This window comes from Ensifer sp. Root954 (genome assembly GCF_001429005.1).
GTDB lineage: Bacteria > Pseudomonadota > Alphaproteobacteria > Rhizobiales > Rhizobiaceae > Ensifer > Ensifer adhaerens.
This window is the reverse complement of sequence record NZ_LMJM01000052.1, coordinates 320989-347747: the sequence shown is the minus strand read 5'-3', so window position 1 is coordinate 347747 and position 26759 is coordinate 320989. Positions and strand designations below refer to the sequence as shown.

The 26759-nt window shown below is 63.5% G+C and carries 20 protein-coding genes; 19 read left to right on the top strand and 1 reads right to left on the bottom strand.

Going from position 1 to position 26759, the window contains the following annotated elements:
• The first annotated feature begins 36 nt into the window (after positions 1-36).
• Both ASE71_RS32165 and ASE71_RS32160 read left to right on the top strand, forming a co-directional pair.
• The gene (locus ASE71_RS32165) at positions 37-2313 is read left to right on the top strand and encodes a hybrid sensor histidine kinase/response regulator (protein ID WP_060519762.1); all 2277 of its coding nucleotides are present in this window, start codon (positions 37-39) and stop codon (positions 2311-2313) included.
• A 121-nt stretch (positions 2314-2434) separates the two neighbouring features.
• Complete coding sequence (locus ASE71_RS32160; RefSeq protein ID WP_034797430.1) at positions 2435-3325, top strand: GNAT family N-acetyltransferase; 891 nt, start codon at positions 2435-2437, stop codon at positions 3323-3325.
• Between the two features lie 349 nt (positions 3326-3674).
• Here the strand turns inward: ASE71_RS32160 and ASE71_RS32155 are convergent, their stop codons facing one another.
• Positions 3675-5960 carry an NADP-dependent malic enzyme gene (locus ASE71_RS32155; RefSeq protein WP_060519765.1) on the bottom strand — a complete coding sequence of 762 codons (2286 nt, stop codon included), beginning with the start codon at positions 5958-5960 and terminating at the stop codon, positions 3675-3677.
• A 103-nt stretch (positions 5961-6063) separates the two neighbouring features.
• Between ASE71_RS32155 and mutS the strand changes: the two genes are divergently transcribed.
• The 17 genes from mutS (at position 6064) to metK (ending at position 26722) form a co-directional block, all read left to right on the top strand.
• Complete coding sequence (gene mutS / locus ASE71_RS32150) at positions 6064-8817, top strand: DNA mismatch repair protein MutS (protein WP_060519767.1); 2754 nt, start codon at positions 6064-6066, stop codon at positions 8815-8817.
• Between the two features lie 236 nt (positions 8818-9053).
• Positions 9054-11897 carry a [protein-PII] uridylyltransferase gene (locus ASE71_RS32145; RefSeq protein ID WP_060519768.1) on the top strand — a complete coding sequence of 948 codons (2844 nt, stop codon included), beginning with the start codon at positions 9054-9056 and terminating at the stop codon, positions 11895-11897.
• Positions 11894-13498, top strand: a complete 1605-nt coding sequence (murJ, locus tag ASE71_RS32140) for a murein biosynthesis integral membrane protein MurJ (RefSeq protein WP_060519769.1) — start codon at positions 11894-11896, stop codon at positions 13496-13498. Before ASE71_RS32145 ends, murJ begins: the two co-directional genes overlap by 4 nt.
• Positions 13498-13890: a VOC family protein gene (locus tag ASE71_RS32135; protein ID WP_060519771.1), complete on the top strand. Its 393-nt coding sequence runs from the start codon at positions 13498-13500 to the stop codon at positions 13888-13890. Before murJ ends, ASE71_RS32135 begins: the two co-directional genes overlap by 1 nt.
• Before the next feature lie 111 nt (positions 13891-14001).
• Complete coding sequence (gene trpS, locus ASE71_RS32130) at positions 14002-15066, top strand: tryptophan--tRNA ligase (protein WP_034797415.1); 1065 nt, start codon at positions 14002-14004, stop codon at positions 15064-15066.
• A 166-nt stretch (positions 15067-15232) separates the two neighbouring features.
• Entirely contained in the window at positions 15233-15724 is a 492-nt protein-coding gene (locus tag ASE71_RS32125; RefSeq protein ID WP_034797413.1) for a universal stress protein, read from the top strand.
• Positions 15725-15829: 105 nt separating this feature from the next.
• Positions 15830-16396, top strand: a complete 567-nt coding sequence (locus tag ASE71_RS32120; RefSeq protein ID WP_034797411.1) for a NifU family protein — start codon at positions 15830-15832, stop codon at positions 16394-16396.
• Between the two features lie 101 nt (positions 16397-16497).
• A complete protein-coding gene (gene tsaB, locus ASE71_RS32115) occupies positions 16498-17157 on the top strand; it encodes a tRNA (adenosine(37)-N6)-threonylcarbamoyltransferase complex dimerization subunit type 1 TsaB (protein WP_060519773.1) in 660 nt (219 codons plus the stop codon).
• A gap of 6 nt (positions 17158-17163) precedes the next feature.
• A complete protein-coding gene (locus ASE71_RS32110) occupies positions 17164-17661 on the top strand; it encodes a GNAT family N-acetyltransferase (protein ID WP_060519776.1) in 498 nt (165 codons plus the stop codon).
• A gap of 154 nt (positions 17662-17815) precedes the next feature.
• A complete protein-coding gene (locus ASE71_RS32105; protein WP_060519777.1) occupies positions 17816-18607 on the top strand; it encodes a lysophospholipid acyltransferase family protein in 792 nt (263 codons plus the stop codon).
• Positions 18608-18678: 71 nt separating this feature from the next.
• Positions 18679-20079, top strand: coding sequence for a tRNA (N6-isopentenyl adenosine(37)-C2)-methylthiotransferase MiaB (miaB, locus tag ASE71_RS32100; protein ID WP_060519779.1), 1401 nt, complete (start codon positions 18679-18681; stop codon positions 20077-20079).
• Positions 20080-20106: 27 nt separating this feature from the next.
• Positions 20107-21162, top strand: a complete 1056-nt coding sequence (locus ASE71_RS32095; protein ID WP_034797402.1) for a PhoH family protein — start codon at positions 20107-20109, stop codon at positions 21160-21162.
• Positions 21163-21180: 18 nt separating this feature from the next.
• Entirely contained in the window at positions 21181-21687 is a 507-nt protein-coding gene (gene ybeY / locus ASE71_RS32090) for an rRNA maturation RNase YbeY (RefSeq protein WP_060519781.1), read from the top strand.
• Positions 21688-21699: 12 nt separating this feature from the next.
• Entirely contained in the window at positions 21700-22860 is a 1161-nt protein-coding gene (locus ASE71_RS32085) for a hemolysin family protein (RefSeq protein ID WP_034797397.1), read from the top strand.
• Between the two features lie 229 nt (positions 22861-23089).
• On the top strand, positions 23090-24685 hold the full coding sequence (lnt, locus tag ASE71_RS32080) for an apolipoprotein N-acyltransferase (RefSeq protein WP_060519783.1): 1596 nt from the start codon (positions 23090-23092) through the stop codon (positions 24683-24685).
• A 146-nt stretch (positions 24686-24831) separates the two neighbouring features.
• A complete protein-coding gene (locus ASE71_RS32075) occupies positions 24832-25251 on the top strand; it encodes a helix-turn-helix domain-containing protein (protein WP_034797393.1) in 420 nt (139 codons plus the stop codon).
• Positions 25252-25453: 202 nt separating this feature from the next.
• Positions 25454-26722 (top strand): methionine adenosyltransferase, encoded by a 1269-nt coding sequence (gene metK / locus ASE71_RS32070; RefSeq protein ID WP_034797391.1) that lies wholly within the window; start codon positions 25454-25456, stop codon positions 26720-26722.
• The last annotated feature ends 37 nt before the right edge of the window (positions 26723-26759 follow it).

Genomic DNA, 26759 nt, shown 5'->3' with positions numbered 1-26759 from the left:
AGCCATTCGGAACGCCTGTCGTGTTAGCCGGAACGCATGAGCGAACCGTCACGACTGATAGAGCGGATCGAAACCGGCTTCGGGAGAGACGCCCGGGCGGGTAAGGCTGCGTCGGTTTCGGCGCTCCCGCTCGATGGGCCGGCGTCCCGTCAGGTGTCGGCGCAGCCGGCTTCCGGCGCGCGCTCTGCGCTTAGTTACGTATCCATGGCGCTGCTCGGCCTGGTCGCTTCCGGCCTTGTCCTCGTCGTCGGCATGACTGCCGGCTTCCACCTGTTCGCCGCGGCGATTGCCGCGGCCGGCGTGGTCGGTGCGCTTTTGCTCGCCGTCGAAGCCATCCGCGCGTTTGATAGCGTGCCGGTTTCCGATGAGGTGGAGCGGGACCAGGATTGGCACCGCTCCGAAACCTCGGCGCTGCTTTCGACCATTCACGATGCGCTGGGTGACCTTGCGATCATGCGCGGCATGGACGGAAAGATCGTCCACGCCAATGCTGTCTTCCATCAGGTCTGCGGCCGATCGGATGTCCGGGGCATGGCCTGCGGCGCCCTTGGGCTGAGCTTCGAGCCGAAGGCTGCGCCCAATCATTACCTCGTGCGCATCGCCGCGGCCGAAGGCATCCGCCTTTTCGATTGGCATGACGTGATCGCCCGCGATCCGGCGAGCGGCAAGCTCATGCGTCACAGCATTGCGCGCGATGTCACCGAGGAAGCGCGCGCCGCGCGCGAGCGTGAGGCGGCGCGCCGGCGGGCCGAGGAGGCGAGCCAGGCAAAGTCGCGGCTGCTCGCCACCGTCAGCCACGAGATCCGCACGCCGCTTTCGGGCATTCTCGGCATGAGCCATCTGCTCGGCCAGACCCGCCTGTCGAGCGAGCAGCAGAACTATCTCGCCGGCATGCAGCAATCCGGCCACGCTCTGGTCCAGCTCGTCGAAGACCTGATCGACTTCTCGTCGCTTTCAGCCGGCCGCTTCCAGTTTCGCCCCAGCCGCCAGGATCCGCGCGGCGTGATCGAGAGCGTCGTGGAAATGCTCTCCAACCGCGCCCACGAGAAGGGCATCGAGATCGGCGCCACCGTTTCCGTCGACGTGCCCGCGCTGATGGCCTTCGATGCGGCGCGTCTGCGCCAGGTGCTTTTCAACGTCATCGGCAACGCGGTCAAATTCACGGAAGTCGGCGGGGTCTTCGTCAGCGCCGACACGATCGAGGATTGCGTGCGGATCCGTATCGACGATACGGGGCCGGGCATGTCGCCCGACGACCTGAAGCGCATCTTCGAGGAGTTCGAGCAGGCCGGCAACGACGAGCAACGCGCCAAGGGCACAGGGCTCGGCCTCGCGATCTCCAGGCGCATCATGCAGGCCTGCGGCGGCAGTCTCACGGCCGCAAGCGCGCCCGGCCGCGGCAGCCGCTTTGAAATCCGCCTGCCGCTTGCCGAAGTCGAGGCGATTGCGTCGGAGCGCCGCTCCACCCTCGCCGGGTCGCATGTGCTGGTCATGGCTCCCGATGGACCGGCCTCGGCGGCGCTGGCGGCAACCATCGCGACGCTTGGCGGGCGCTGTCACCGCGCAACGACGCTTGCCGCAGCCCAGCATGTTCTTGCCGATGTGCAGGCAGGTGGCGCGCCGCTCACCGACGTGATCGTCGACCACCGGCATGCGCAGCAGTACGAGCAGCTCCTCGCACTCCAGCCGGCCATCGGCCGGCTGGAGGTTCGCCGTACCTATCTGATCAATCCGGAGGAGCGCAACAGCCACCCCGTCAACCAGATGGATGGCTACGAGGCCTGGCTGATCCGGCCCTTGCGCGAAAAGTCGCTGATCGAAGTGCTGCTCGGGCGCCTGAAGGGCATCGAAAAACGCGACGCGATCAACGACAACAGGCCGGTCCTGCGCGAGGAGCCCGTCGTTGAACCCGTCCGCCGGCCGGGACACGGCATCCTGCTGGCCGAGGACGATCCGATCAATGCGTTGATCATCCGCACGCTGTTGCAGCGTTCGGGACACGCGGTGCAGCTCGTCAGCGACTTCGCGGGGGTCGCCGAGACGCTGCGAGCCCCTGCCGGAAACGCCTTGCCGGAACTTCTGGTCACCGACCTCAATATGCCGGGTGGCGACGGGCTTTCCATGATGCGGCACATCCGTAATGACGAGGCAATACGCTCCTTGCCAAGGTTGCCGGTCATCGTGCTGACTTCCGATATCCGCGAGGATATGCGCGACCGCCTGCTTGCCGCCGGCGCCGATGTGGTGTTGGCGAAGCCGGCCGACCCGCAGGTGCTGACCTCGGAGATCGCGCGTCTGCTACGCAAACGGTAACTCTTGCGATGGTTACGGTATTGATCGGGCGGCGGGGGTTGTACGCAACTTTCATGTCACTATGTTGTTGCAGAAACGTGGTCTAAGCCCCCGCAGACAGATTTGATTCGGGATGACGCGGATGGCCATCGAGCTACTGGATTCAGCGAACGTGGTTGACACTTCTCAGGCTTGCATCGGCACGAAAGCTGCCGTCCCGACGACCGACGTGCTTGGCCGGATCGCCAATCTTGAGACGCGCCTTGCCCGCACGGCATCGGAAATCGATGCTGCCCAGGCCGTGCGCTACAAGGTTTTCGTCGAGGAGATGAAGGCGCAGGTCGGCCCCGAGGCCGATCGGCGCAAGCGTGACGTCGACAGCTGGGACGCGATCTGCGACCACCTGCTGGTTCTCGACACCTCGATCGAAGGCGACGCCGAAGATCAGATCGTCGGGACATACCGGTTGCTGCGCCAGGATGTGGCTGAGCGCTCCGGCGGCTTTTACTCGTCTTCCGAATTCGCGATCGACGCGCTTCTCGCCCGTCATCCGACCAAGCGCTTCATGGAGCTCGGCCGCTCCTGCGTCCTGCCGGACTACCGGACCAAGCGCACGGTCGAACTCCTGTGGCAGGGCAATTGGGCCTATGCGCTCAAATACGGCATGGACGCGATGTTCGGCTGCGGTTCGTTCCCGGGTGTCGTTCCGGCCGAGCACGCGCTGGCGCTGTCCTTCCTGCACCACAACATCCGCGCCCGCGACGACTGGGCCGTCAGCGCACGGCCCGAGCTGCACCGGACGATGGATTTGATGCCGGCCGAGGCGATCAATGCCAAGAAGGCGCTCGCCGCTCTGCCGCCGTTGATCAAGGGCTATATGCGCCTCGGCGCGATGGTCGGCGATGGCGCCGTGGTCGATCATGCGTTCCGCACCACCGACGTTCTGATCGTTTTGCCGATCAGCAATATCTCGGGCCGCTACCTCAACTACTACGGCGCAGATGCCGGACGTTTCGGTGGCGCCGCCTCCTGACCGGGTCCCGGTGAGGTTAACCAATTATTAATGATGAATTTGACTTTCAAGGTCGAAAGAGAGACATGTATTGTCATGTTCTTCTCTAATTTCATGACGAACGAATAGAGAAAATAAATGGAGAAACTGCCGATCTTCCGGGGGTCGACAGGTATAGGGTTCCCAAGACTCCGTCTTTCATTACCTTAAACATAAATGCATTGCCTGTTATTAAGCCCGCCTCCTTTTCGGAAAGCGGGCTTTTCTTCTTTATAGTTGTATCGAATTGCTACCAATCGAGATCGCGCGTTGACCCGAATGAAGGCGGCTGCACCAGAATGAAGCAGCCGCCGGACCGGCAATGCCGGTCCTACATGCCGGCGTTGTAGGCCGCGATCGCCGCCATGTTGACGATGTCGGAATCCTTGGCCGACATCGAGACGATCTGGATCGACTTGTCGAACCCGACGAGCAGCGGGCCGATCACCGTCGAGCCGCCGAGTTCCTGCAGCATCTTGGTCGAAATCGATGCCGAGTGGAACGCCGGCATCACGAGCACGTTTGCCGTGCCCGAGAGGCGGCAGAACGGGTATTGCTCCATGACGCGAGCATTGAGCGCCACGTCGGCGGCCATCTCGCCGTCATATTCGAAATCGACGCGGCGCTTGTCGAGGATATTGACCGCTTCGCGCACCCGCTCAGAGCGTTCGCCCTGGGGATGGCCGAAGGTGGAATAGGCAAGCATTGCCACGCGCGGCACGTAGCCAAGCCGCTTGGCGAGGCCGGCCGCTTCCTCGGCGATATCGGCAAGCTCCTCCGAAGAGGGCATGTCGTGAACCGCCGTGTCGGCGACGAGCACCGTGCGGCCGCGGCAGAGCGCGATCGAGACGCCGATGACGCGGTGGCCGGGCTTCGGGTCGATGCAGCGACGCACGTCTTCGAGTGCCGTCGAATAGTTGCGGGTCAGGCCCGTCACCATGCCGTCGGCATCACCGAGCGCCACCATGCAGGCGGCGAAGTGGTTGCGGTCGTTGTTGATCAGGCGCTGGGCGTCGCGGAAGAGGAAGCCTTTCCGCTGCAGGCGGGCATAGAGATAGTCCGTATAGGCGCCGACGCGCTTGGAAAGCCGCGCATTGACGATCTGGATGCCGGGGCGGTCGAGGTCGATGCCCTCGCGCTCTGCCGTCTCGCGCATGCGCTCCTCGCGGCCGAGCAGGATGGCGGTGCCAAGCTGCTGGTTGGCATAGGCGATTGCAGAACGCATGACCTGCACCTCTTCGCCCTCTGCAAAGACGATGCGCTTCGGCTGGCGCCGGACGCGCTCGTAGATGCGCTGCAGCGTCGAGGCGATCGGGTCGCGGCGGGCGGAGAGTTGGCGGCCATAGGCTTCGAGGTCGGTGATCGGTTTGCGGGCGACGCCGCTTTCCATCGCCGCCTTCGCGACCGCCATCGGGATCGCCGAAATCAGCCGCGGATCGAAGGGGACCGGGATGATGTATTGCGGACCGAAACGCGGACGGTTGCCCTGGTAGGCTGCGGCGACATCGTCAGGAACGTCTTCCTTGGCAAGGCTCGCCAGCGCTTCAGCCGCTGCGATCTTCATCTCGTCGTTGATGGTCGTCGCGCGCACGTCTAGCGCGCCACGGAAGATATAGGGGAAGCCGAGCACGTTGTTGACCTGGTTCGGATAGTCAGAACGGCCGGTGGCGACGATCGCGTCGTCGCGGATGCGGGCGACTTCTTCCGGCGTGATTTCCGGATCCGGGTTGGCCATGGCGAAGATGATCGGCCGCGGCGCCATCGAGCGCACCATGTCTTCCGAAAGGGCGCCCTTGGCCGAGAGGCCGAAGACCACGTCGGCGCCGTCGAGCGCTTCGGCGAGCGTGCGGCGGTCGGTCTTGACCGCATGCGCCGACTTCCACTGGTTCATGCCCTCGGTGCGGCCTTCGAAGATCACGCCCTTGGTGTCGCAGAGGATGATGTTGTCAGAGGCAAAACCCATCGACTTGATGAGCTCGATGCAGGCGATTGCCGCCGCACCCGCACCGTTGCAGACGAGCTTCGTCGTCTTGAAGTCGCGACCGGTCAAGGCCAGCGCGTTGATGAGGCCGGCTGCGGCGATGATCGCCGTGCCGTGCTGGTCGTCATGAAACACCGGGATGTCCATGACCTCGCGCAGCTTCTGCTCGATGATGAAACAGTCCGGTGCCTTGATGTCTTCGAGGTTGATGCCGCCGAAAGATGGCCCGAGGAAACGCACGCAGTTGATGAACTCGTCGACGTTTTCGGTATCGACTTCAAGGTCGATGGAATCGACGTCGGCAAAGCGCTTGAACAGCACGGCCTTGCCTTCCATGACAGGCTTTGACGCAAGTGCGCCGAGGTTGCCGAGGCCGAGAATGGCCGTGCCGTTCGAGATCACGGCCACCATGTTGCCGCGCGTCGTGTAGTCATAGGCGGTGTTGGGGTCCTCGGCGATCGCCTTCACGGGGACTGCGACGCCCGGAGAATAGGCAAGCGACAGGTCGCGCTGGGTGGCCATCGCCTTGGTGGGAGAAATCTCCAGCTTTCCGGGACGACCCTGCGAGTGAAAATCGAGCGCTTCCTGCGCGGTGACGCTCGTCATGGTGCGATCGGTCTTGTCGGTGGCCGGCATGTTTCCTCAATCCTCCTGTGGGCGAGCCTTGCGGCGCGCCTCTTTATGGTTGTCGTCTATAATTCCTTGGCGATAGTGTGCCATCTCTTTTTTCGGGACAATCATGAATTTCGTGACAGACTATTCGACCCGCGCGGGGGAGGTTTTATCCGCAGCCGAATTGGCGAGCGAGGAAAGCCGTTCCACGGCGACGCCGATGATGGAACAGTTCATCGAGATCAAGGCGAACAACCCGGATTCGCTGCTGTTCTACCGCATGGGCGACTTCTATGAGCTGTTCTTCCAGGACGCGGTCGAAGCCTCGCGCGCGCTCGGCATCACGCTCACCAAGCGCGGCCAGCACATGGGTCAGGAAATCCCGATGTGCGGCGTGCCGGTACATGCGGCCGACGATTACCTGCAGAAACTGATCGGTCTCGGCTTCCGCGTCGCTGTCTGCGAGCAGGTGGAAGACCCGGCGGAAGCGAAGAAGCGCGGTAGCAAGTCGGTGGTGCGCCGCGACGTCGTGCGCCTGGTTACACCAGGCACGATCACCGAAGAGAAACTGCTTTCGCCGTCCGAGACCAACTATCTGATGGCGCTGGCGCGCATCAAGAGCGGGTCCGAGCCTGCCTACGCGCTTGCCTGGATCGACATCTCGACCGGCATCTTCCGCCTCGCCGAGACCGCCGAGAGCCGGCTGCTTGCGGACATCCTGCGTATCGAGCCGCGCGAACTGATCCTTGCAGACACCGTGTTTCACGACCCGGAACTAAGGCCCGTCTTCGACGTGCTCGGCCGCGTTGCCGTGCCGCAGCCGGCGGTCTTGTTCGACAGCGCCACGGCGGAAGGGCGCATCAGCCGCTACTTCGGCGTCAAGACGCTTGATGGCTTCGGCACGTTTTCCCGTGCGGAACTCGCAGCCGCTTCCGCGGCGATCTCCTATGTCGAGAAGACCCAGCTTGCCGAACGCCCGGCACTCGGCACGCCGGAGCGCGAAAGTGCCGCCTCAACCTTGTTCATCGATCCGGCGACCCGCGGCAATCTCGAACTGGTGAAGACGCTGTCCGGCGCGCGCGAGGGCACGCTGCTGAAGGCGCTCGACCGCACGGTGACAAGCGGCGGCGCCCGCCTACTTGCCGAGCGGCTGATGTCGCCGCTGACCGATCCGGACCGTATCAACCAGAGGCTCGACTCGATCGAGATTTTGGCGGACCAGCCGTCCTTTGCCGGCGACCTGCGCGATGCGCTACGTCGCGCGCCGGATATGCCGCGCGCCCTGTCGCGGCTGGCGCTCGGCCGTGGTGGCCCTCGCGATCTCGGCGCAATTCAGGCCGGCTTGCATGCATCCGCGTCCATTTCACGGCTGATGGCCGCGGGAACGCTCTCGGACGAACTGAAGGAGGCGCGCGCCGCAATCGATGCGCTTCCCGCAGGCCTGCTCGGCCTGCTCGATGCGACGCTTGGCGACGAGCTGCCGCTTCTGAAGCGCGACGGCGGTTTCGTCTGCGAAGGCGCCAATGCCGAGCTCGATGAGGTCCGGGGCCTGCGCGACCAGTCGCGCCGGGTGATCGCCGGGCTGCAACTGCAATATTCCGAAGAGACCGGCATCAAGTCGCTGAAGATCAAGCACAACAACGTGCTTGGCTACTTCATCGAGGTGACGGCCGGCAATGCCGGCTCGATGACCGACACGGACGAGGGCCGCGCCCGTTTCATCCATCGCCAAACGATGGCGAACGCGATGCGCTTCACCACCACGGCCCTTGCCGAGCTGGAAAGCAAGATCGCCAATGCCGCCGACCGGGCGCTGTCGATCGAGCTCGCAGCCTTCGACCAGATGACGGCAGAAGTCGTCGCTGCTGCCGAGACGTTGAAGGCGGCGGCACTGGCGCTTGCGACCCTCGACGTCTCGGTCGGGCTTGCGGTCCTTGCCGAGGAGCAGGCCTATGCCCGCCCCACCGTTGACCGCTCGCGCATGTTTGCCATCGACGGCGGCCGCCATCCGGTGGTCGAGCAGGCGCTGAAGCGCCAGGCATCAAATGCCTTCGTCGCCAATGGCTGTGATCTCTCTCCGCCCGAGGGCGAAGAGGGCGGTGCGATCTGGCTGCTCACCGGTCCCAACATGGGCGGTAAATCGACCTTCCTGCGCCAGAACGCGCTGATCGCGATCATGGCGCAGATGGGCACCTTCGTGCCTGCCGCGAGCGCCCATATCGGCATCGTCGACCGGCTCTTCTCTCGCGTCGGCGCCTCCGACGACCTGGCGCGCGGCCGCTCGACCTTCATGGTCGAGATGGTCGAGACCGCGGCGATCCTCAACCAGGCGACCGACCGCTCGCTGGTGATCCTCGACGAGATCGGTCGTGGCACCGCCACCTTCGACGGCCTGTCAATTGCCTGGGCGGCAGTCGAGCACCTGCATGAGGCGAACCGCTGCCGCGGCCTCTTCGCCACCCACTTCCATGAACTGACCGTGCTCTCGGAAAAACTCGGCCGTCTCTCGAACGCGACGATGCGCGTCAAGGAATGGCACGGCGATGTGATCTTCCTGCATGAGGTCGGTCCGGGCGCCGCCGACCGCTCCTATGGCATTCAGGTCGCGCGTCTCGCTGGCCTGCCGGCCTCGGTCGTGGCTCGCGCCAAGGACGTGCTAGCCAAGCTCGAGGACGCCGATCGCAAGAACCCGGCGAGCCAACTGATCGACGATCTGCCGCTGTTCCAGGTGGCGATCCGTCGTGAAGAGGTGAAGCCCGCCGGAAACTCCAAGATCGACGAGGCGCTGAAGGCGCTGAACCCCGACGACATGACGCCGCGCGAGGCGCTCGATGCGCTCTATGCGCTGAAGAAGGAACTGAGCGCCGCCAAGGCGGGATGACAGGACGTGCGTGCGGTTTTCCGCTCGCACTCTATCACCCGTTGGCCGAAGCGGCGCTGCGCCTTTTTCCTGTGCAAGCCGTCTGTAAAAAGGCTATACAGCGCCGCACGCTTTTGCGGGCGCGGCGCTCGAATTGTTGTGTGGTCTTTATTCGGCCTCGGTCGCAAGGATCATGCAGGAGCGCTTGACAGCGAACGACCACGCAACCAGTCGGACAGGACGCCCCTCGGCACTTCATGGGCAGACACGAAACCTTCTTTCCCGAAATCCTCGACGTCGCAGCGCTCCGGGCAAAATGCGACTTCATCGCCTCGGCCCACGCCGAACAGCGCGACCCGATGCGTCAGGCATTGCTGGCGGCTTTCAAGCAGGCAAATGTCGCCGGCCGGGCGAAGGCCCGCGAGCTGTTCAACGCCGATGGTGCCGGCATTCTCTGCGCCGAACGTATTTCCTGGCTGCAGGATCAACTGATCACAGTGCTGCATGATTTCGTGCTGAACGAGATCTTCGACGCCGCCAATGCGCCGCCCGCGTCCCGGATCGCCGTGACGGCGGTCGGCGGCTATGGCCGCGGCACGCTGGCGCCGGGTTCAGACATCGATCTTCTGTTCCTGCTGCCGGTCAAGAAGGCCGTCTGGGCCGAGCCGGCGATCGAGTTCATGCTCTATATCCTCTGGGATCTGGGCTTCAAGGTCGGCCACGCCACCCGCACCATCGACGAGTGCATCCGGCTATCGCGCGCCGACATGACGATCCGCACGGCCATCCTCGAGATGCGCTATATCTGTGGCTCCGAGACATTGTGCGCCGAGCTTGAAACGCGCTTCGATCATGAGATCGTGCGCAACACCGGCCCGGATTTCATCGCCGCCAAGCTTGCCGAACGCGACGAGCGCCACCGCAAGGCTGGCGACACGCGCTACCTCGTCGAGCCCAACGTCAAGGAAGGCAAGGGCGGGCTTCGCGACCTGCACACGCTGTTCTGGATCGCCAAGTACTTCTACCGGCTGAAGGACACCGCCGACCTCGTCAAGCTCGGCGTGCTTTCGCGGCAGGAATATCAGCTCTTCCAGAAGGCCGAGGACTTCCTCTGGGCGGTGCGCTGCCACATGCATTTCCTCACCGGAAAATCCGAGGAACGGCTCTCTTTCGATATCCAGCGCGAGATCGCCGAGGCACTCGGCTATCACGACCATCCGGGCCTTTCGGCCGTCGAACGCTTCATGAAGCACTTCTTCCTGGTGGCAAAGGACGTCGGCGATCTCACCCGCATCTTCTGCGCAGCACTCGAAGACCAGCAGGCCAAGGACGCGCCCGGCATATCCGGCTTGATCGGCCGCTTCACCCATCGCAGCCGCAAGATTGCCGGCACGCTCGATTTCGTCGACGACGGCGGTCGCATCGCGCTTGCAAGCCCCGACGTCTTCAAGCGCGATCCGGTCAATCTGCTGCGCTTCTTCCACATCGCCGATATCAACGGGCTGGAATTCCATCCGGCGGCACTGCGCCAAGTCACGCGGTCGCTGAGCCTGATCAAGCCGGCGCTGCGCGAAAACGAGGAGGCGAACCGCCTCTTCCTGTCGATCCTCACGTCCCGCCGCAAGCCGGAGTTGATCCTGCGGCGCATGAACGAAGCCGGCGTGCTCGGCCGCTTCATTCCGGATTTCGGCAAGATCGTCTCGATGATGCAGTTCAACATGTATCATCACTATACGGTCGACGAGCATCTGCTGCGCACCGTCGACGTGCTGTCGCGCATCGAAGGCGGCATCGAGGAGGAGGCCCATCCGCTCGTCGCCAAGCTGATGCCGGGGATCGAGGAGCGCGAGGCGCTCTATGTCGCCGTGCTGCTGCACGACATCGCCAAGGGCCGGCCGGAGGATCACTCGACCGCCGGCGCCAAGGTGGCACGCAAGCTCTGCCCGCGCTTCGGGCTGTCGCCGAAGCAGACGGAACTCGTCGCCTGGTTGATCGAGGAGCATCTGCTGATGTCGATGGTCGCCCAGACGCGCGACCTCAACGACCGCAAGACGATCGTCGACTTCGCCGAGCGGGTACAGTCACTCGACCGGTTGAAAATGCTGCTCGTCCTGACCGTCTGCGACATCCGCGCCGTCGGCCCGGGTGTGTGGAACGGCTGGAAAGGGCAGCTGCTGCGCACGCTCTACTACGAGACCGAGCTGTTGCTGTCGGGCGGATTCTCCGAGTTGTCGCGCAAGGAGCGTGCGGCCCATGCCGCCGTCATGCTCGGCGAGGCGCTGACCGATTGGTCCGAGAAGGAGCGCGAGGATTATGTGCGCCTGCACTACCAGCCCTATCTCCTGACGGTGGCGCTGGAGGACCAGATCCGGCATGCGCGCTTCATCCGCGAGGCGGATGCCGCCGGCAAGGCGCTGGCGACGATGGTGCGCACCCACCAGTTCCACGCGATCACCGAAATCACCGTGCTTTCGCCCGACCATCCGCGGCTTTTGACGGTGATTGCCGGTGCCTGTGCGGCCGCCGGCGCAAACATCGTCGACGCGCAGATCTTCACGACCTCGGACGGCCGTGCGCTCGATACCATCCTCGTCAACCGCGAGTTCGCCGTCGACGAGGACGAGATGCGCCGGGCAGCGAGCATCGGCAAGCTGATCGAGGACGTGCTTTCGGGCCGCAAGCGGCTGCCGGAAGTCATTGCCAGCCGCACCAAGGTGAAGAAGCGCACCAAGGCTTTCACGGTGACGCCGGAAGTGACGATCAGCAACACGCTGTCGAACAAGTTCACCGTGATCGAAGTCGAAGGCCTCGACCGTCCGGGCCTCTTGTCCGAGATCACCGCGGTGCTGTCCGATCTTTCACTCGACATCGCCTCGGCCCACATCACCACCTTCGGTGAAAAGGTGATCGACACCTTCTACGTCACCGATCTCGTCGGCCAGAAGGTGACGAGTGAAAACCGTCAGATGAACATTGCCGCCCGCCTCAAGGCCGTCATGGCCGGGGAGGGGGACGAGGCGCGCGACCGCATGCCCTCGGGCATCATCGCGCCGCCCCCGGGCGTTTCCTCCGCTCAAAGAACGACAAAAGCCGAAACATGAGTCTGGTCAAGAAATTTGCAACCGTCGGCGGCGCGACACTCGGAAGCCGCCTGTTCGGCTTCATCCGCGAAACCTTCATGGCGGCAGCGCTTGGCACCGGCCCGGTTGCCGACGCCTTCAACACCGCCTTCCGTCTGCCCAACACCTTCCGCCGGTTGTTTGCCGAGGGCGCCTTCAATTCCGCTTTCGTGCCGCTCTTTGCCCGGGAAATCGAGGCGAACGGCATGGATGGCGCGCGGCGTTTCTCCGAGGAGGTCTTTGGCGTCCTCTTCACCGTGCTCCTGTTCCTGACGATCGCGATGGAACTGACGATGCCCTTCATCGTCAGCAACCTGATCGCGCCCGGCTTTGCCGACGACCCGGAAAAACTCGGAAGCACCATCGTCTTTGCGGCGATCATGTTCCCCTATCTCGCCTGTATGTCGCTGGCGGCGATGATGGCGGGCATGCTGAATTCGCTGCACCGCTATTTCGCGGCGGCCATCGCGCCGGTCTTCCTCAATTTCATCCTCATCGGCGTGCTCGGCTATGCGTGGTATGCGGGTCAGGATCCGATCGCGGTCGGCTACGGCCTTTCCTGGGGCGTCATGGCCGCCGGCCTCGTCCAACTCGCAATCGTCTGGATCGCCGTGCGCGATGCCGGCATCAAGATCGGCCTTCGTCGCCCGAGGATGACCGCCAACGTGAAGCGCCTGCTCGTACTGGCGCTGCCGGCGGCGATCACCGGCGGCATCACCCAGATCAACCTGCTGATCAACACCAACATTGCGTCTGCCCGGGAAGGTGCGGTGTCGTCGCTCGTCTATGCCGACCGCATCTATCAGCTTCCGCTCGGCGTCGTCGGCATCGCGGTCGCAACCGTGCTTCTGCCGGAACTCGCCCGGGCGCTGCGTTCGGGCAATGTCAACGAAGCCTCGAACCTGCAGAACCGCTCGGTCGAGTTCACGCTGTTCCTGACGCTGCCGGCCGCCGCCGCTTTGCTGGTCATGTCCGAGCCGATCGTCCGGTTGCTGTTCGAGCGCGGCAAGTTCTCGCCGGAATCGACCATCATCGTCGGTCATATCCTGGCAATTTACGGCCTCGGCCTGCCGGCTTTCGTGCTGATCAAGGCCTTCATTCCCGGCTTTTTCGCGCGCGAGGACACGCGCACGCCGATGATCTTCGCCGCGATTTCCGTCGTCGTGAACGTGTCCCTGGCGCTCACCCTGTTTCCACGGCTTGGCGCGAGCGGCATCGCCACCGCCGAGATCGTTGCCGGCTGGGTGAATGCCGTGCTGCTTTTCGCAACGCTTGTCTGGCGCGGCCATTGGGGCAGGGACATCCCGCTTCTGACCCGTATCCCGCGTCTCGTCCTCGCGGCGGCGGGTATGGCGGCGGCGCTGTATTACGCTGTCGGCTGGTTCGCTTTCGAACTGTCCTCTGCCGCGTCCCTGCTGACGCGGGCAACGACGCTGACGGGCCTGGTCGCAGTCGCCATGGTGATCTACTTCGGGCTCGCCTTCGGCCTCGGCGGCGCGAGCCTCGGCATGATCCGCCGCAACATCAAGCGGGGCGCGAAAGCGCCTGCGGAGCCTGCAGCAACGCCGGAGGCGGGTGACTGATGCGCCAGACGATCGCACGCATTGCCCTGGTCGTGCCGGATTATGACGCCGGCATCGCCTTCTATTGCGGCAAGCTCGGTTTTGATCTCGTGGAGGACACCGTTCTCGACGCCACCAAGCGCTGGGTCGTCGTCCGTCCCAAGGGGGCCGTCGAAACGGCGCTGCTGCTTGCCAAGGCTGACGGCGAGCGCCAGCAGGCGGCGGTCGGCAACCAGACCGGCGGGCGGGTCGGGTTCTTCCTGTTCACCGACGATTTTGCCCGAGACCATGCGGCGATGCTGGCCGCAGGCGTCGTCTTCCTGGAGGCGCCGCGCCATGAGCCCTATGGCACCGTAGCCGTGTTCAGCGACCCGTTCGGCAACCATTGGGATCTCTTGCAACCGGCGGCGTGAACCTACAGTTCTCGACCTCTTGATTGCCTCCCGCCACCCGTGCATAAGCCATGCCGTTAGCAACATGGGCCAGCCGGCCCTGGGGCCCTCCACCAGCCTATTGAGGACGACATGAACGAATTCAAGCCGCTCGTATTCTCCGGCGTTCAGCCGACGGGCAATCTCCATCTCGGCAATTATCTCGGCGCGATCCGCAAGTTCGTGGCGCTGCAGGAAAACAACGATTGCATCTATTGCGTCGTCGACCTGCACTCGATCACCGCGCAGCTCGTGCATGAGGACCTGAAGGGGCAGATCCGCTCGATCGCCGCCGCCTTCATCGCTTCGGGCATCGATCCGAACAAGCATATTGTCTTCAACCAGTCGGCCGTCCCGCAGCACGCGGAACTCGCCTGGATCTTCAACTGCGTCGCCCGCATCGGTTGGATGAACCGCATGACGCAGTTCAAGGACAAGGCCGGCAAGGACCGCGAGAATGCGTCGCTCGGCCTGCTGGCCTATCCGAGTCTGATGGCGGCTGACATTCTCGTCTATCGCGCCACCCATGTTCCCGTCGGCGACGACCAGAAGCAGCACCTGGAGCTGACGCGTGATATCGCCCAGAAGTTCAACATCGACTTCATGGAGCATATTCGCAGCGCTGGTTACGGTGTCGACATGGTTGTCGGCGAAGAGCCGATCCATGCCTACTTCCCGCCGGTCGAGCCGCTGATCGGTGGCGCTACGCCGCGCGTCATGTCGCTGCGTGACGGCACCAAGAAGATGTCGAAGTCGGATCCCTCCGATCTCTCGCGCGTCAACCTGATGGACGACGCAGAGACGATCTCGAAGAAGATCCGCAAGGCCAAGACCGATCCGGACGCGCTTCCGAGCGAAGTGGACGGTCTGAAGGGTCGTCCCGAGGCGGACAACCTCGTCGGTATCTACGCGGCGCTGTCGGACAAGACCAAGGAGCAGGTGCTCGCCGAATTCGGTGGGCAGCAGTTCTCGGTCTTCAAGCCGGCGCTGGTCGACCTTGCGGTCGAGGTTCTCTCGCCGATCACGGCCGAGATGCGCCGCCTGATGGGCGACACCGCCCATATCGACGCGATCCTTAGGGATGGCGGCGAGCGGGCGCGGGCGCGGGCGGAGAAGACGATGCGCGAAGTGCGCGAAATCATCGGCTTCCTGCAGTAAATTGATTGGGTCCGGGGAACTCCCGGACCCAGTTTCATTTTCATGGTCGGCCTTCGCTAGCCGAAGTGAACCTCGACCGGAAAGCCTCGGGCACTTTTCCGTGCCCTCGTCCGAAACGCAAAAATCAGACCTTGCGGCGGCTCGCGCGGGATGTATTGTTCACCCTATGGTCTCGACCCGACTCTCTCGACTTGAAGGACACCGCCGCAAATTCATGGCGGTGATAGACGATACCCCGGAATGCGGGCGCGCCGTGCACTATGCGGGCATGCGCGCCAAGAATTCCAATGGTGGCCTCGTCCTGCTCTATGTGATCGCCGACGGCGACTTCCAGCAATGGCTGGGGGTCGAGGAAATCATGCGTGCGGAAGCACGCGAGGAGGCCGAGGCGACGCTCGCCAAGGTGTCCCAATCGGTCCGCGAGCGGATCGGCATCGAGCCCGAGGTCGTCATCCGCGAGGGCACGGCCACGGAGCAGATCCACGCGGCGATCGAAGAAGATCGCGACATCGCCATTCTGGTTCTCGCGGCCGGCTCGGCGAAAGAAGGCCCAGGTCCGCTGGTGTCGTCCATTGCCGGCAAGGCCGCGGCCTTTCCGATCCCCGTCACGGTCATCCCGGATGCCCTGACGGATGAGGAGATCGACGCGCTCAGCTGACCTGCGTCGCTATGTGCTCTTGCGACCAGACGGCCATGCTCCTATATTCTTTTGAATTATTCTAAAAAGCTGGGCGGATGCCGCTCCGGCGAAACGGAGACAGACATGTTCATTCAGACCGAAGCCACGCCGAATCCGGCGACGCTGAAGTTTTTGCCGGGCAAGGTCGTCCTGGAAAACGGCACGGCCGAGTTCCGCGACGAGGAAGAAGCACGCGCCGGCTCGCCGCTCGCGGCACGGCTGTTTTCGATCCCCGGCGTCACCGGCGTCTATTTCGGCTACGATTTCATTACCGTCAGCAAGGAAGGCCAGGAATGGCAGCACCTGAAGCCGGCGATCCTCGGTTCGATCATGGAGCACTTCATGTCGGGCCAGGCGATCATGGCTGGCAGCGGCCGCGCCGAGCAGTCCGACGAGGAAGACGAGTTCTTCGACGAGGGTGACGAAACGATCGTCGCCACGATCAAGGAACTGTTGGAAACCCGCGTACGTCCGGCCGTCGCCCAGGATGGCGGTGACATCACCTTCCGCGGCTTCAAGGATGGGACTGTGTTCCTCAACATGAAGGGCGCCTGCTCCGGTTGCCCGTCGTCCACCGCGACGCTGAAGCATGGCGTGCAGAACCTGCTGCGCCACTTCGTTCCCGAGGTGGAGGCCGTCGAGGCCGTCTGATATAGCGCGCGCCTGTCCGGCGCGCCGGTTTCGCGTATCGATTTTGCCGCAAAGCCCGATCGGCTTTGCGGCTTGTGGCGTCTGAAAGATCCTGCGTTGAAATGATTGTACTTGCGCTCGACACGTCCGGTTCCGGTTGCTCCGTTGCCGTCTATGACAGCGAAACGGAAGCCGTGCTCGGGCGTTCCGGGGCCGATCTCGGCAAGGGACACGCCGAGCGGCTGATGGAGTTCGTCGACGAGGCATTGGCTGCGTCCGGCCGGTCGCTTGACGCTATCGACCGCATCGCCGTCACTGTCGGCCCGGGATCCTTCACCGGCATTCGCGTCGGCGTAGCGGCCGCTCGCGGCCTGGCGCTTGCGCTCGGCAAACCCGCCGTCGGCGTCTCGACACTTGCGGTCGTCGCCGAGGGGCTGCGCCGGACGGCCGCCGGAAAGCCCGTCCTTGTCGCCATCGACGCCAAGCGGGACGAGGTCTATCTCCAGGCTTTCGATGCGACCGGTAGCGCCACGGGTGAGCCCGAAGCACTCTCCGTCGAAAGTGCGCGCGAACGATTTGCCGGTTTCGACGGCGTCATCGGCGGCTCCGGCGCGCATTTCGTCGCTGCCGATCTACCGCTCAAGCCTTCAGAACTCATCGATGTCGCCGCCGTCGCCAAACTTGGTGCCGCTGCCGATCCAGCCTCGGCCAAGCCGCGTCCGTTATATCTCCGGGGCCCCGACGCCAAGCCGCAGGCGGGCTTCGCGATTGCCCGAGCATAGACCGAGATGAGCTTCACCGATTACTTCACCCGCCGCACCGAGTTCGACATCTTCCCCTTGGAGGAAGCGGACCTGATTGCCGCGGCGGCGCTGCACCGTCAGCGTTTCGCGGCCCCGTGGAGCGATGGCGAAATCCATGCGCTTCTGGTCCAAGAGACGGTGTTCGGCTTTGTCGCCCGGCAGACCAATGGCAGCTTTCGCCCGGCATTCGGTGGGTTTGTCCTGTCGCGTGCGGTTGCCGGTGAGGCGGAAATCCTGACGATCGGTGTCGAGCCGCGTTATGCGCGCTCCGGTCTCGGCTGGCGGTTGATGCAGGCGGCAATGCGTGAAGCGCTGGTCAAGGGCTCCGAGGCCCTGTTCCTCGAAGTCGACGAGACCAACCAGCCGGCAATCGGGCTTTACCGTAAGCTCGGCTTCAACAAGGTCGGCGAACGCCGCGCCTATTACCAGGACAAGGCCGGCCAGCGGACCGCCGCGCTTGTCATGCGGCTCGATCTTCGCTAGTCCCGACACGGACAGGGGCAGGATGAGGAAGGCCAAGGCGGTCTTCCGCCCGCATCCCGCATTACCCTATCGGAACAGGTCACGATGATCGCGCCGCGGTTCGGCTCCAGATCATCGCGATTCTCAAGGTCTCGCGCAGGAAAACTCTTCCCGGATGGTCAATTGGCTACGGATCGCGATCTTCGCAGCGCTTCTGGCGCTGGTTTCGCTCGTGCTGATGCCGATTCAGGTCGTCTGCCTCTGGCTTGATCTGAAACCCCGGCGCCGTCTGCCGCGATATTGGCACCGGCTCGCCTGTTATCTTCTCGGCATAAAGGTGCGCGTCCACGGCATGGCGGATCGCCGCCGGCCGCTTTTGATCTGCGCCAACCACGCCTCCTGGAAGGACATTCTGGTGCTCTCCTCGGTTGCCGACGTCGTCTTCGTCGCCAAGTCCGAGGTGAAGGGCTGGCCGGTCTTCGGCGTGCTTGCCCGGCTGCAGGCGTCGATCTTCGTCGAGCGCGAGCAGAAGCGCTCGACCGGCAAGCAGGTGAGCGAAATCGGCGAGCGCATGGCGGCCGGCGAAATCGTCGTGCTCTTTCCCGAGGGAACGACCTCCGACGGCAACCGCCTGCTGGAGATCAAGACCTCGCTTTTCGGGGCTGCCGCTTCCGCCGTGCCGCATTCGCCGACCGGTCTCGTGCATGTGCAGCCGGTCGCGATCTCCTATACCGGTATCCACGGCATGCCGATGGGCCGCTTCAACCGGCCGATCGCCGCCTGGCCGGGCGACACCGAACTGGTGCCGCATTTGCTCGGCATCCTGCGTGAGGGCGCGATCGAGGTCGACGTCGATTTTGGTGAGGCCATCGATTACGACCGCCATACCAATCGCAAGGAGGTGAGCCGCACGGTCGAGCAGCGCATCCGCAGCATGCTGTCGGATCGTCTGCGCGGGCGGGCTTGAAACGCCCCGGGCAAGGACCGCTGCGCCGAAAATACTTCAACTTCCGACCGCTTTGCACTAAAGAACCCGGCATGACCCAGGAAACCGCCCTTCTGTCGACGACGCCCGCCACGGGCGACGAGCGCGCCCCGGCCCGCAAGGTCTTCGTCAAGACCTACGGCTGCCAGATGAACGTCTACGATTCCGACCGCATGACGGACGCCCTGTCGCGCGACGGCTACGTCTCGACCGATGTGCTGGAAGACGCAGACTTCGTCCTGCTCAACACCTGTCACATTCGCGAGAAGGCGGCAGAGAAGGTGTATTCCGAACTCGGCCGCCTGCGCGATCTGAAGAAGGAAAGGGCCAAGGAAGGCCGCGAGATGGTGATCGGCGTTGCCGGCTGCGTCGCGCAGGCCGAAGGCAACGAGATCCTGCGGCGCGCACCGGCCGTCGACCTGGTGATCGGCCCGACCACCTATCACCGGCTGCCCGAGGCGCTGAAGCGCGCCCGCAGCGGCGAGCGTGTCGTGCAGACGGAGTATGCCGTCGAAGACAAGTTCGAACACCTGCCGGCACCCGACAAGGCAAAGACCCGCATGCGCGGCGTTACCGCGTTCCTGACGGTTCAGGAAGGCTGCGACAAGTTCTGCACCTTCTGTGTCGTGCCCTACACGCGCGGCTCCGAGGTTTCCCGCCCCGTCGCCCAGATCGTCTCGGAGGCGGAAAAGCTGGTCGAGGGCGGCGTGCGCGAGATCACCCTGCTCGGTCAGAACGTCAACGGCTGGCACGGCGTCGGGCCCGATGGCCGCGAATGGGGCCTTGGCGACCTGCTTTCGCGTCTTGGCGAGATCGGGGGTCTTGCCCGGCTGCGTTACACCACCAGCCACCCGCGCGACATGGACGACAGCCTGATCGAGGCGCATCGCTCGATGGTAAAGCTGATGCCCTACCTGCACTTGCCGGTGCAGTCCGGCTCCGACCGTATCCTGAAGGCGATGAACCGCAGGCATACGGCGGCGGAATATCTGGCGCTGATCGCGCGCATCCGCGCCGTCCAGCCGGACCTCGCATTGTCGGGCGATTTCATCGTCGGCTTCCCCGGCGAGACCGATGAAGACTTCGAGGACACCATGCGCCTCGTCGAGGCCGTGGGTTATGCACAGGCATTTTCATTCAAATATTCGACCCGTCCCGGCACGCCGGGCGCCGAGCTCGGCGACCAGGTTCCCGAGGACGTGAAAGCCAAGCGCTTGGAAAAACTGCAGGCTTTGCTGTTTTCCCAGCAGCGCGCCTTTGCCGAGTCCTGCGTCGGCCGCGAAATCGACCTGCTTTTGGAGAAGGAAGGGCGCATGCCCGGCCAGCTCGTCGGGCGTTCGCCGTGGCTGCAGCCGGTGAATGTTGATGCAAAAGCATCGCAAATCGGTGACATTATCAAGGTGCGAATCATCAAGGCCGGGCCGAACAGCCTGTTTGCAGAGATGATCGGGTAAGGACCGAAAACAAGGAGCCTGAACCGCTTGAACGGACACGAATTGATCTCTTCATCCACGCGCCAGTCGAAAACAACTGCGACAGACGCCAATCACTTCGTGCTGACCTTCGAGAACAATCGGTTCGCCAGCGAGCTCTTCGGCCAGTTCGATCAGAACTTGAAGCTTCTCGAAGAGCGCCTGCGCATCGACGCTCGGCCGCGCGGCAATTCCGTCGCGATCTCCGGTGACGTCGTCGCTACCAACCAGGCCCGCCGTGCTCTCGATTATCTCTATGGGCGGTTGCAGGGGGGCGCGTCGATCGATACGTCTGATGTCGAGGGTGCGATCCGTATGGCGGTTGCCGCCGACGATCAGCTACAATTGCCGACCATGGAGCGTAAAGCCAAATTGACAATGGCGCAGATTTCGACGCGCAAGAAGACGATCGCCGCGCGCACGCCAACGCAGGATGCCTATATCCGAGCGCTCGAGCGGTCCGAGCTCGTCTTCGGCGTAGGCCCCGCGGGTACCGGCAAGACCTATCTTGCCGTCGCCCACGCCGCACAGCTGCTTGAGCGCGGCGCCGTCGACCGTATCGTGCTCTCTCGCCCTGCCGTCGAGGCGGGCGAGCGCCTGGGCTTCCTGCCGGGCGACATGAAGGAGAAGGTCGATCCCTATCTTCGGCCGCTCTACGACGCGCTCTATGACATGATGCCGGGCGACAAGGTCGAACGCGCGATCACCGCCGGGGTCATCGAAATCGCGCCGCTCGCCTTCATGCGCGGCCGTACGCTCGCCAATGCTGCCGTCATCCTCGACGAGGCACAGAACACCACATCGATGCAGATGAAGATGTTCCTGACCCGTCTTGGCGAAAACGGCCGGATGATCGTCACCGGCGATCCGAGCCAGGTGGACCTGCCGCGCGGCGTTAAATCGGGCCTGGTCGAGGCCCTGCAGATCCTGAGAGGGGTCGAGGGCGTTTCGGTCGTCCGCTTCAAGGATGTCGATGTCGTTCGCCATCCGATGGTGGCGCGCATCGTCAAGGCCTACGAATCCCATACGGCCGTGCACGACGAAAGCGAGCAGGGCGACCGCTAACAGGCGGTCGCTGCGATCATGACGGCTTTGGATATCCAGATCAGCGTGGAAGAGGGCAACTGGCCGGACGAAGAGGCGTTGCTCGCCTTCTCGTCGCCCGTGCTCGAAGCGGCGGCAGCCTTTCTCGCAAGCGAAGAAAAGCAGCCGTTGCCGAAGATGCCGCCGGAGCTTTCGCTCGTCTTCACCGACGATGCCTCCATGCGCGCGATCAACGCCGAGTGGCGCAACCAGGACAAGCCGACCAACGTTCTGTCCTTCCCGGCCTTTCCCGTGACGCCCGGATCGATGCCCGGACCGATGCTCGGCGACATCATCGTTGCCCGCGAAACCCTCGAGCGCGAGGCGGTGGAGCTCGAGAAGTCCTTCGATCAGCATCTGACGCATCTTCTCGTGCATGGATTCCTGCATCTTTTCGGCTATGATCATATGGAAGATGATGAAGCCGAAAGAATGGAAAGCCTGGAGACTCGCATTTTGGCGCGTCTTGGCTTATCTGACCCCTACGGGGATCGTACCCCGGATTAACAGTTTGGACCGATGAGCGATTATAAAACACAGCCTGTCGCGCTGGCGACCGAGGAGGCAGATGCCTCCGGAGAGGCGGAGGCGGGCAGTAGTAGCACCGCCACTCGACACGAGGGCACGAAATCCACTTCCACCTTCTGGAGCCGGGCCGCGCGCCTTTTGCGCGGCGCAAGTCCATCGAGCCTGCGCGAGGATCTTGCTGACGCGCTGCAGACCGATGCCGACAGCAACACGGTCTTTTCGCCCGGCGAACGGGCGATGCTCAACAACATCCTGCGTTTCCGCGAGGTCCGGGTCGAGGACGTCATGGTCCCGCGCGCCGACATCGAGGCGGTCGATCAGAGCATCACCATCGGCGAGCTGATGGTGATCTTCGAGGAATCCGGCCGCTCGCGCATGCCGGTCTATAGCGACGGGCTCGATGACCCTCGCGGCATGGTCCACATTCGCGACCTGCTGTCCTACGTCACCAAACAGGCCCGCAATCGCCGGCGTAACGGCAAGGCCCAGGCGTCGACGACGGCTGCGTCCGAAAAGACGCCGCGCTCGCCCAAGGCAAGTTTCGACCTTTCGCGTGTCGATCTCGGCAAGTCGTTGGAAGAGGCAGGCATCGTCCGCCAGCTTCTCTTCGTGCCGCCCTCTATGCTGGCCTCCGACTTGATGCAGCGCATGCAGGCGGCCCGTATCCAGATGGCGCTTGTCATCGACGAATATGGCGGAACCGATGGCCTCGTCTCGCTCGAAGACATCGTCGAGATGGTCGTCGGCGACATCGAGGATGAGCACGACGATGACGAAGTCATGTTCGCGCGCACTTCGGACGATGTCTTTATCGCCGACGCTCGTGTCGAGCTGGAAGAGATCGCCGCAGCGATCGGTCCCGACTTCGACGTGCGCGAACAGCTCGAAGACGTCGACACCCTCGGCGGCCTGATCTTCGCTTCACTGGGCCGCATTCCCGTGCGCGGCGAGGTCGTCCAGGCGATCCCGGGCTTCGAGTTCCAGATCCTCGACGCCGACCCGCGCCGCGTGAAGCGCGTCCGCATCATGCGCAAGCGCCCGCCCGCCCGCCGCCGCGTCCTGCGACCGGAAGGCGAGACGATTGCGGAGACCGGTGCGCTCAATCGCGCCAACGGTGCAGCCGCCCCCGAGGCAGCGGCCGACGAACAATAATTGTCCGGTTCCCGCGCGTTTCTGCGCGCGCGGGAAGTCCTCCCCCCACCTTTGACGTCTCCCGAGGCTGTGTCGTAAACACCGACCAAGGGCCGGAACCGTCGTCTCGCCCCCTAATCCAGCCCCGAAAGGGGACAAGCAGCCGGTTTTTTGGAAGACTGGCCCCGATTGATTCGGGTGTTGTTTCGCTCCTTCGCCGTGGCAGGCTGCGGGATCGACTGGAGGCTGTATGGCAAGATTGGCTGGCAGGGTGATGCTACTTTCCGGGTTCCCCCGGGCTTTGCTTGCTTTCTTCGCGGGGCTGCTCGCGGTTCTGGCCCAGCCGCCCTTCGGCATCTTCGCCTTTGCTTTCGTCGCTTTCCCGATTCTCGTCTGGCTGCTCGACGGTGCGACCGGAAGTCCGGACGGTGGCTTCATCCGCCGGCTCTGGCCGGCTGCGGTTGTCGGCTGGTGGTTCGGCTTCGGCTACTTCCTCGGTGGTCTCTGGTGGCTCGGCAATGCGCTGCTCGTCGAGGCCGATGAGTTCGCCTGGGCGCTGCCGCTCGCCGTCGTCGGCCTGCCGGCCTTTCTCGCGCTGTTCTATGCGCTGGCGACGCTGATCGCCCGCCTTTTCTGGTCCGACGGCGTCGGGCGCATCGCGGCACTCGCCCTGGGCTTCGGCCTTGCCGAATGGCTGCGCAGCTTCCTCTTTACCGGCTTTCCCTGGAATGCGATCGGCTATGCGGCCATGCCGATGCCGCTGATGATGCAGTCGGCAAGCGTCATCAATCTCGCGACCGTCAACATGCTCGCCGTCTTCGTCTTTGCCGCTCCCGCCCTGATCGCGACGGGCCGCGGGAGCCGGATCGGGCTCACGATCGCCGTCGTGCTTTTTGCCGGCCATGTGGGCTTCGGCTTCTACCGCCTGGCGCAGCCGGCGCCGGCCTCGCCCGAGCCGCCGCTGACCGTGCGCCTCGTCCAGCCGGTGATCGACCAGGCAAAGAAGCTCGATGACGGCGAGCGTGCCGCGGTGTTCGAGGAGCATCTGGCTTTGACCGCCGTGGCTCCGGAGAAAGACGGCAAGCGGCCGGATATCGTCGTCTGGCCCGAGACGTCGATCCCTTTCATCCTCACCGACAATCCGGACGCACTGGCGCGTATCGCCGAGGTGCTTGATGACGACCAGATCCTGATTGCCGGCGCGGTGCGCGTAGAGGATGCCGGCGCCGGTCTGCCGCCCCGCTACTACAACTCGATCTACATGATCGACGGTCGGGGCCAGATCATCGGCGCTGCCGACAAGGTGCATCTGGTGCCTTTCGGCGAATATCTTCCCTTCGAGGATCTGTTGTCTTCCTGGGGCCTGAGTTCGGTCGCCGCGTCGATGCCCGGTGGCTTCACAGCGGCCAAGAACCGTTCGCTGCTGACGCTACCCAGCGGCCGCACGCTGTATCCGCTCGTTTGCTACGAGGCGATCTTCCCGGACGAGATCGATGGGGCCGCGCGCCGGGCCGATGTGCTTCTCAATGTTACCAACGACGCCTGGTTCGGAGATACGCCAGGCCCGCGCCAGCATTTCCATCAGGCACAATTAAGGGCCGTTGAAACCGGCACCCCCCTTGTCCGAGCGGCAAACAGCGGTATATCAGCAATTGTTGATGCACGTGGGGTTTTAATGGTAGGATTATCCTACAATTATAGGGGAGTGGTCGACACACTTCTGCCGGGAAGGATGCCTACCCCGTTGGACGACGCTATGCGAAGCCGCGTTTTCTGGCTGGGTGCGATCTTCCTCCTTCTGGTTGCAGTGTTTTCGCGTGTTGGTTTTAATATTAGGAAGAATTGACCTAAAACCCCTAAAATTGCATAGTGGTCCGCACCATCGTCCTTGTTGTGCTGGCTCTGTCCTTATCACCCTGGCGGTCGCTTCGGTGAGCGTAGGTCTCATGCTGGGCGATGGATAAACGAAACAGCGTGTTTGGGAACGCAGATATGATCGAAAACAAGAAGAAGCCGAACCCGATCGACATTCATGTCGGAAGTCGGATTCGTCTTCGCCGTACGATGCTTGGCATGAGCCAAGAGAAGCTCGGCGAAAGTCTGGGGATCACTTTCCAGCAGATCCAGAAGTACGAGAAGGGCACGAACCGCGTCGGCGCCAGCCGGTTGCAGAACATTTCAGGCATCCTGAACGTTCCGGTTTCCTTCTTCTTCGAAGATGCCCCGGGCGATAACGCTGCCGGTCAGTCCGGCATGGCAGAAGCTTCCAGCTCGAACTACGTCGTCGATTTCCTGTCGTCCTCCGAGGGGCTGCAGCTCAACCGCGCTTTCGTCAAGATCACCGACCCGAAGGTTCGCCGTCGGCTCGTCGATCTCGTCAAGGCACTCGCTGCGGAAGCAGAAAGCGAATAGTTCCAACGTTCCCCGTCGGGACTTGAAAAACAAAGCGGCCATTTGTGCCGCTTTTTTCTTGCGCACCTTTCCCTCCGGTGCACCAAAGTGATTGGCCGCAATGGCGATATAAAGATATATTTATGTCGTTGTGTGCTTGTTTTTCGGTCGCAAAACCACTAACACCGTGCCAGCGCTTTTCTTCATTGAGGGGACTTCCCGCATGCGTGCAAACTACCTGTTCACGAGTGAATCCGTAGCCGAAGGTCATCCGGACAAGGTGTGTGACCGTATCTCCGACGAGATCGTGGACCTGGTCTACCGCGAAGCGGCCAAGACCGGTGTCGATCCCTGGGGCGTGCGTATCGCCTGCGAGACGCTGGCGACCACCAACCGTGTCGTGATTGCCGGCGAAGTGCGCCTGCCGCCGAGCCTTCTCAAGAAGGACAAGGACGGCAACGACGTCATCAACCCCTCGAAGTTCAAGTCCGCCGCCCGCAAGGCGATCCGCGAGATCGGCTATGAGCAGGACGGCTTCCACTGGAAGACCGCGAAGATCGACGTGCTCCTGCACTTCCAGTCCGCTCACATCGCTCAGGGCGTCGACAGCGCTGCCGACAAGCAGGGCGAAGAAGGTGCCGGCGACCAGGGCATCATGTTCGGCTACGCCTGCCGCGAGACCGCCGAGCTGATGCCGGCGCCGATCTACTATTCGCACCGCATCCTCAACCTGCTCGCCGCTGCCCGCAAGAAGGGCGAGGGCGAAGTCGCCAAGCTCGGCCCTGACGCCAAGAGCCAGGTCACCGTACGCTACGTCGACGGCAAGCCGGCGGAAGTCACCTCGATCGTTCTGTCGACGCAGCACCTGGATGACACCTGGGATTCGGTCAAGGTTCGCTCGGTTGTCGAGCCCTATATCCGCGAAGCCCTCGACGATCTGAAGATCGCCGACGACTGCACCTGGTACATCAACCCGACCGGCAAGTTCGTCATCGGCGGCCCGGATGGCGATGCTGGCCTCACCGGCCGCAAGATCATCGTCGACACCTATGGCGGTGCCGCACCGCACGGCGGCGGCGCCTTCTCGGGCAAGGACACGACCAAGGTCGACCGTTCGGCCGCCTATGCTGCCCGTTACCTGGCAAAGAACGTCGTTGCCGCCGGCCTGTCCGACCGTTGCACGATCCAGCTGTCCTACGCCATCGGCGTCGCCCAGCCGCTGTCGATCTATGTCGACCTGCACGGCACCGGCAAGGTTTCGGAAGACCAGGTCGAGGATGCGATCCGCAAGACGATGGACCTGTCGCCGACCGGCATCCGCCGTCATCTCGACCTCAACAAGCCGATCTATGCCAAGACGTCGGCCTATGGCCACTTCGGCCGCAAGGCTGGCCGCGACGGTTCCTTCTCCTGGGAGAAGCTCGACCTCGTGAAGCCGCTGAAGGCTGCGATCGAGCAGAGCGGCGCCGTCAACGGCCGCGCTGCCGCCTAACAGGCGATGGGGCGCGGCGTCACGCCGCGCATTGAAG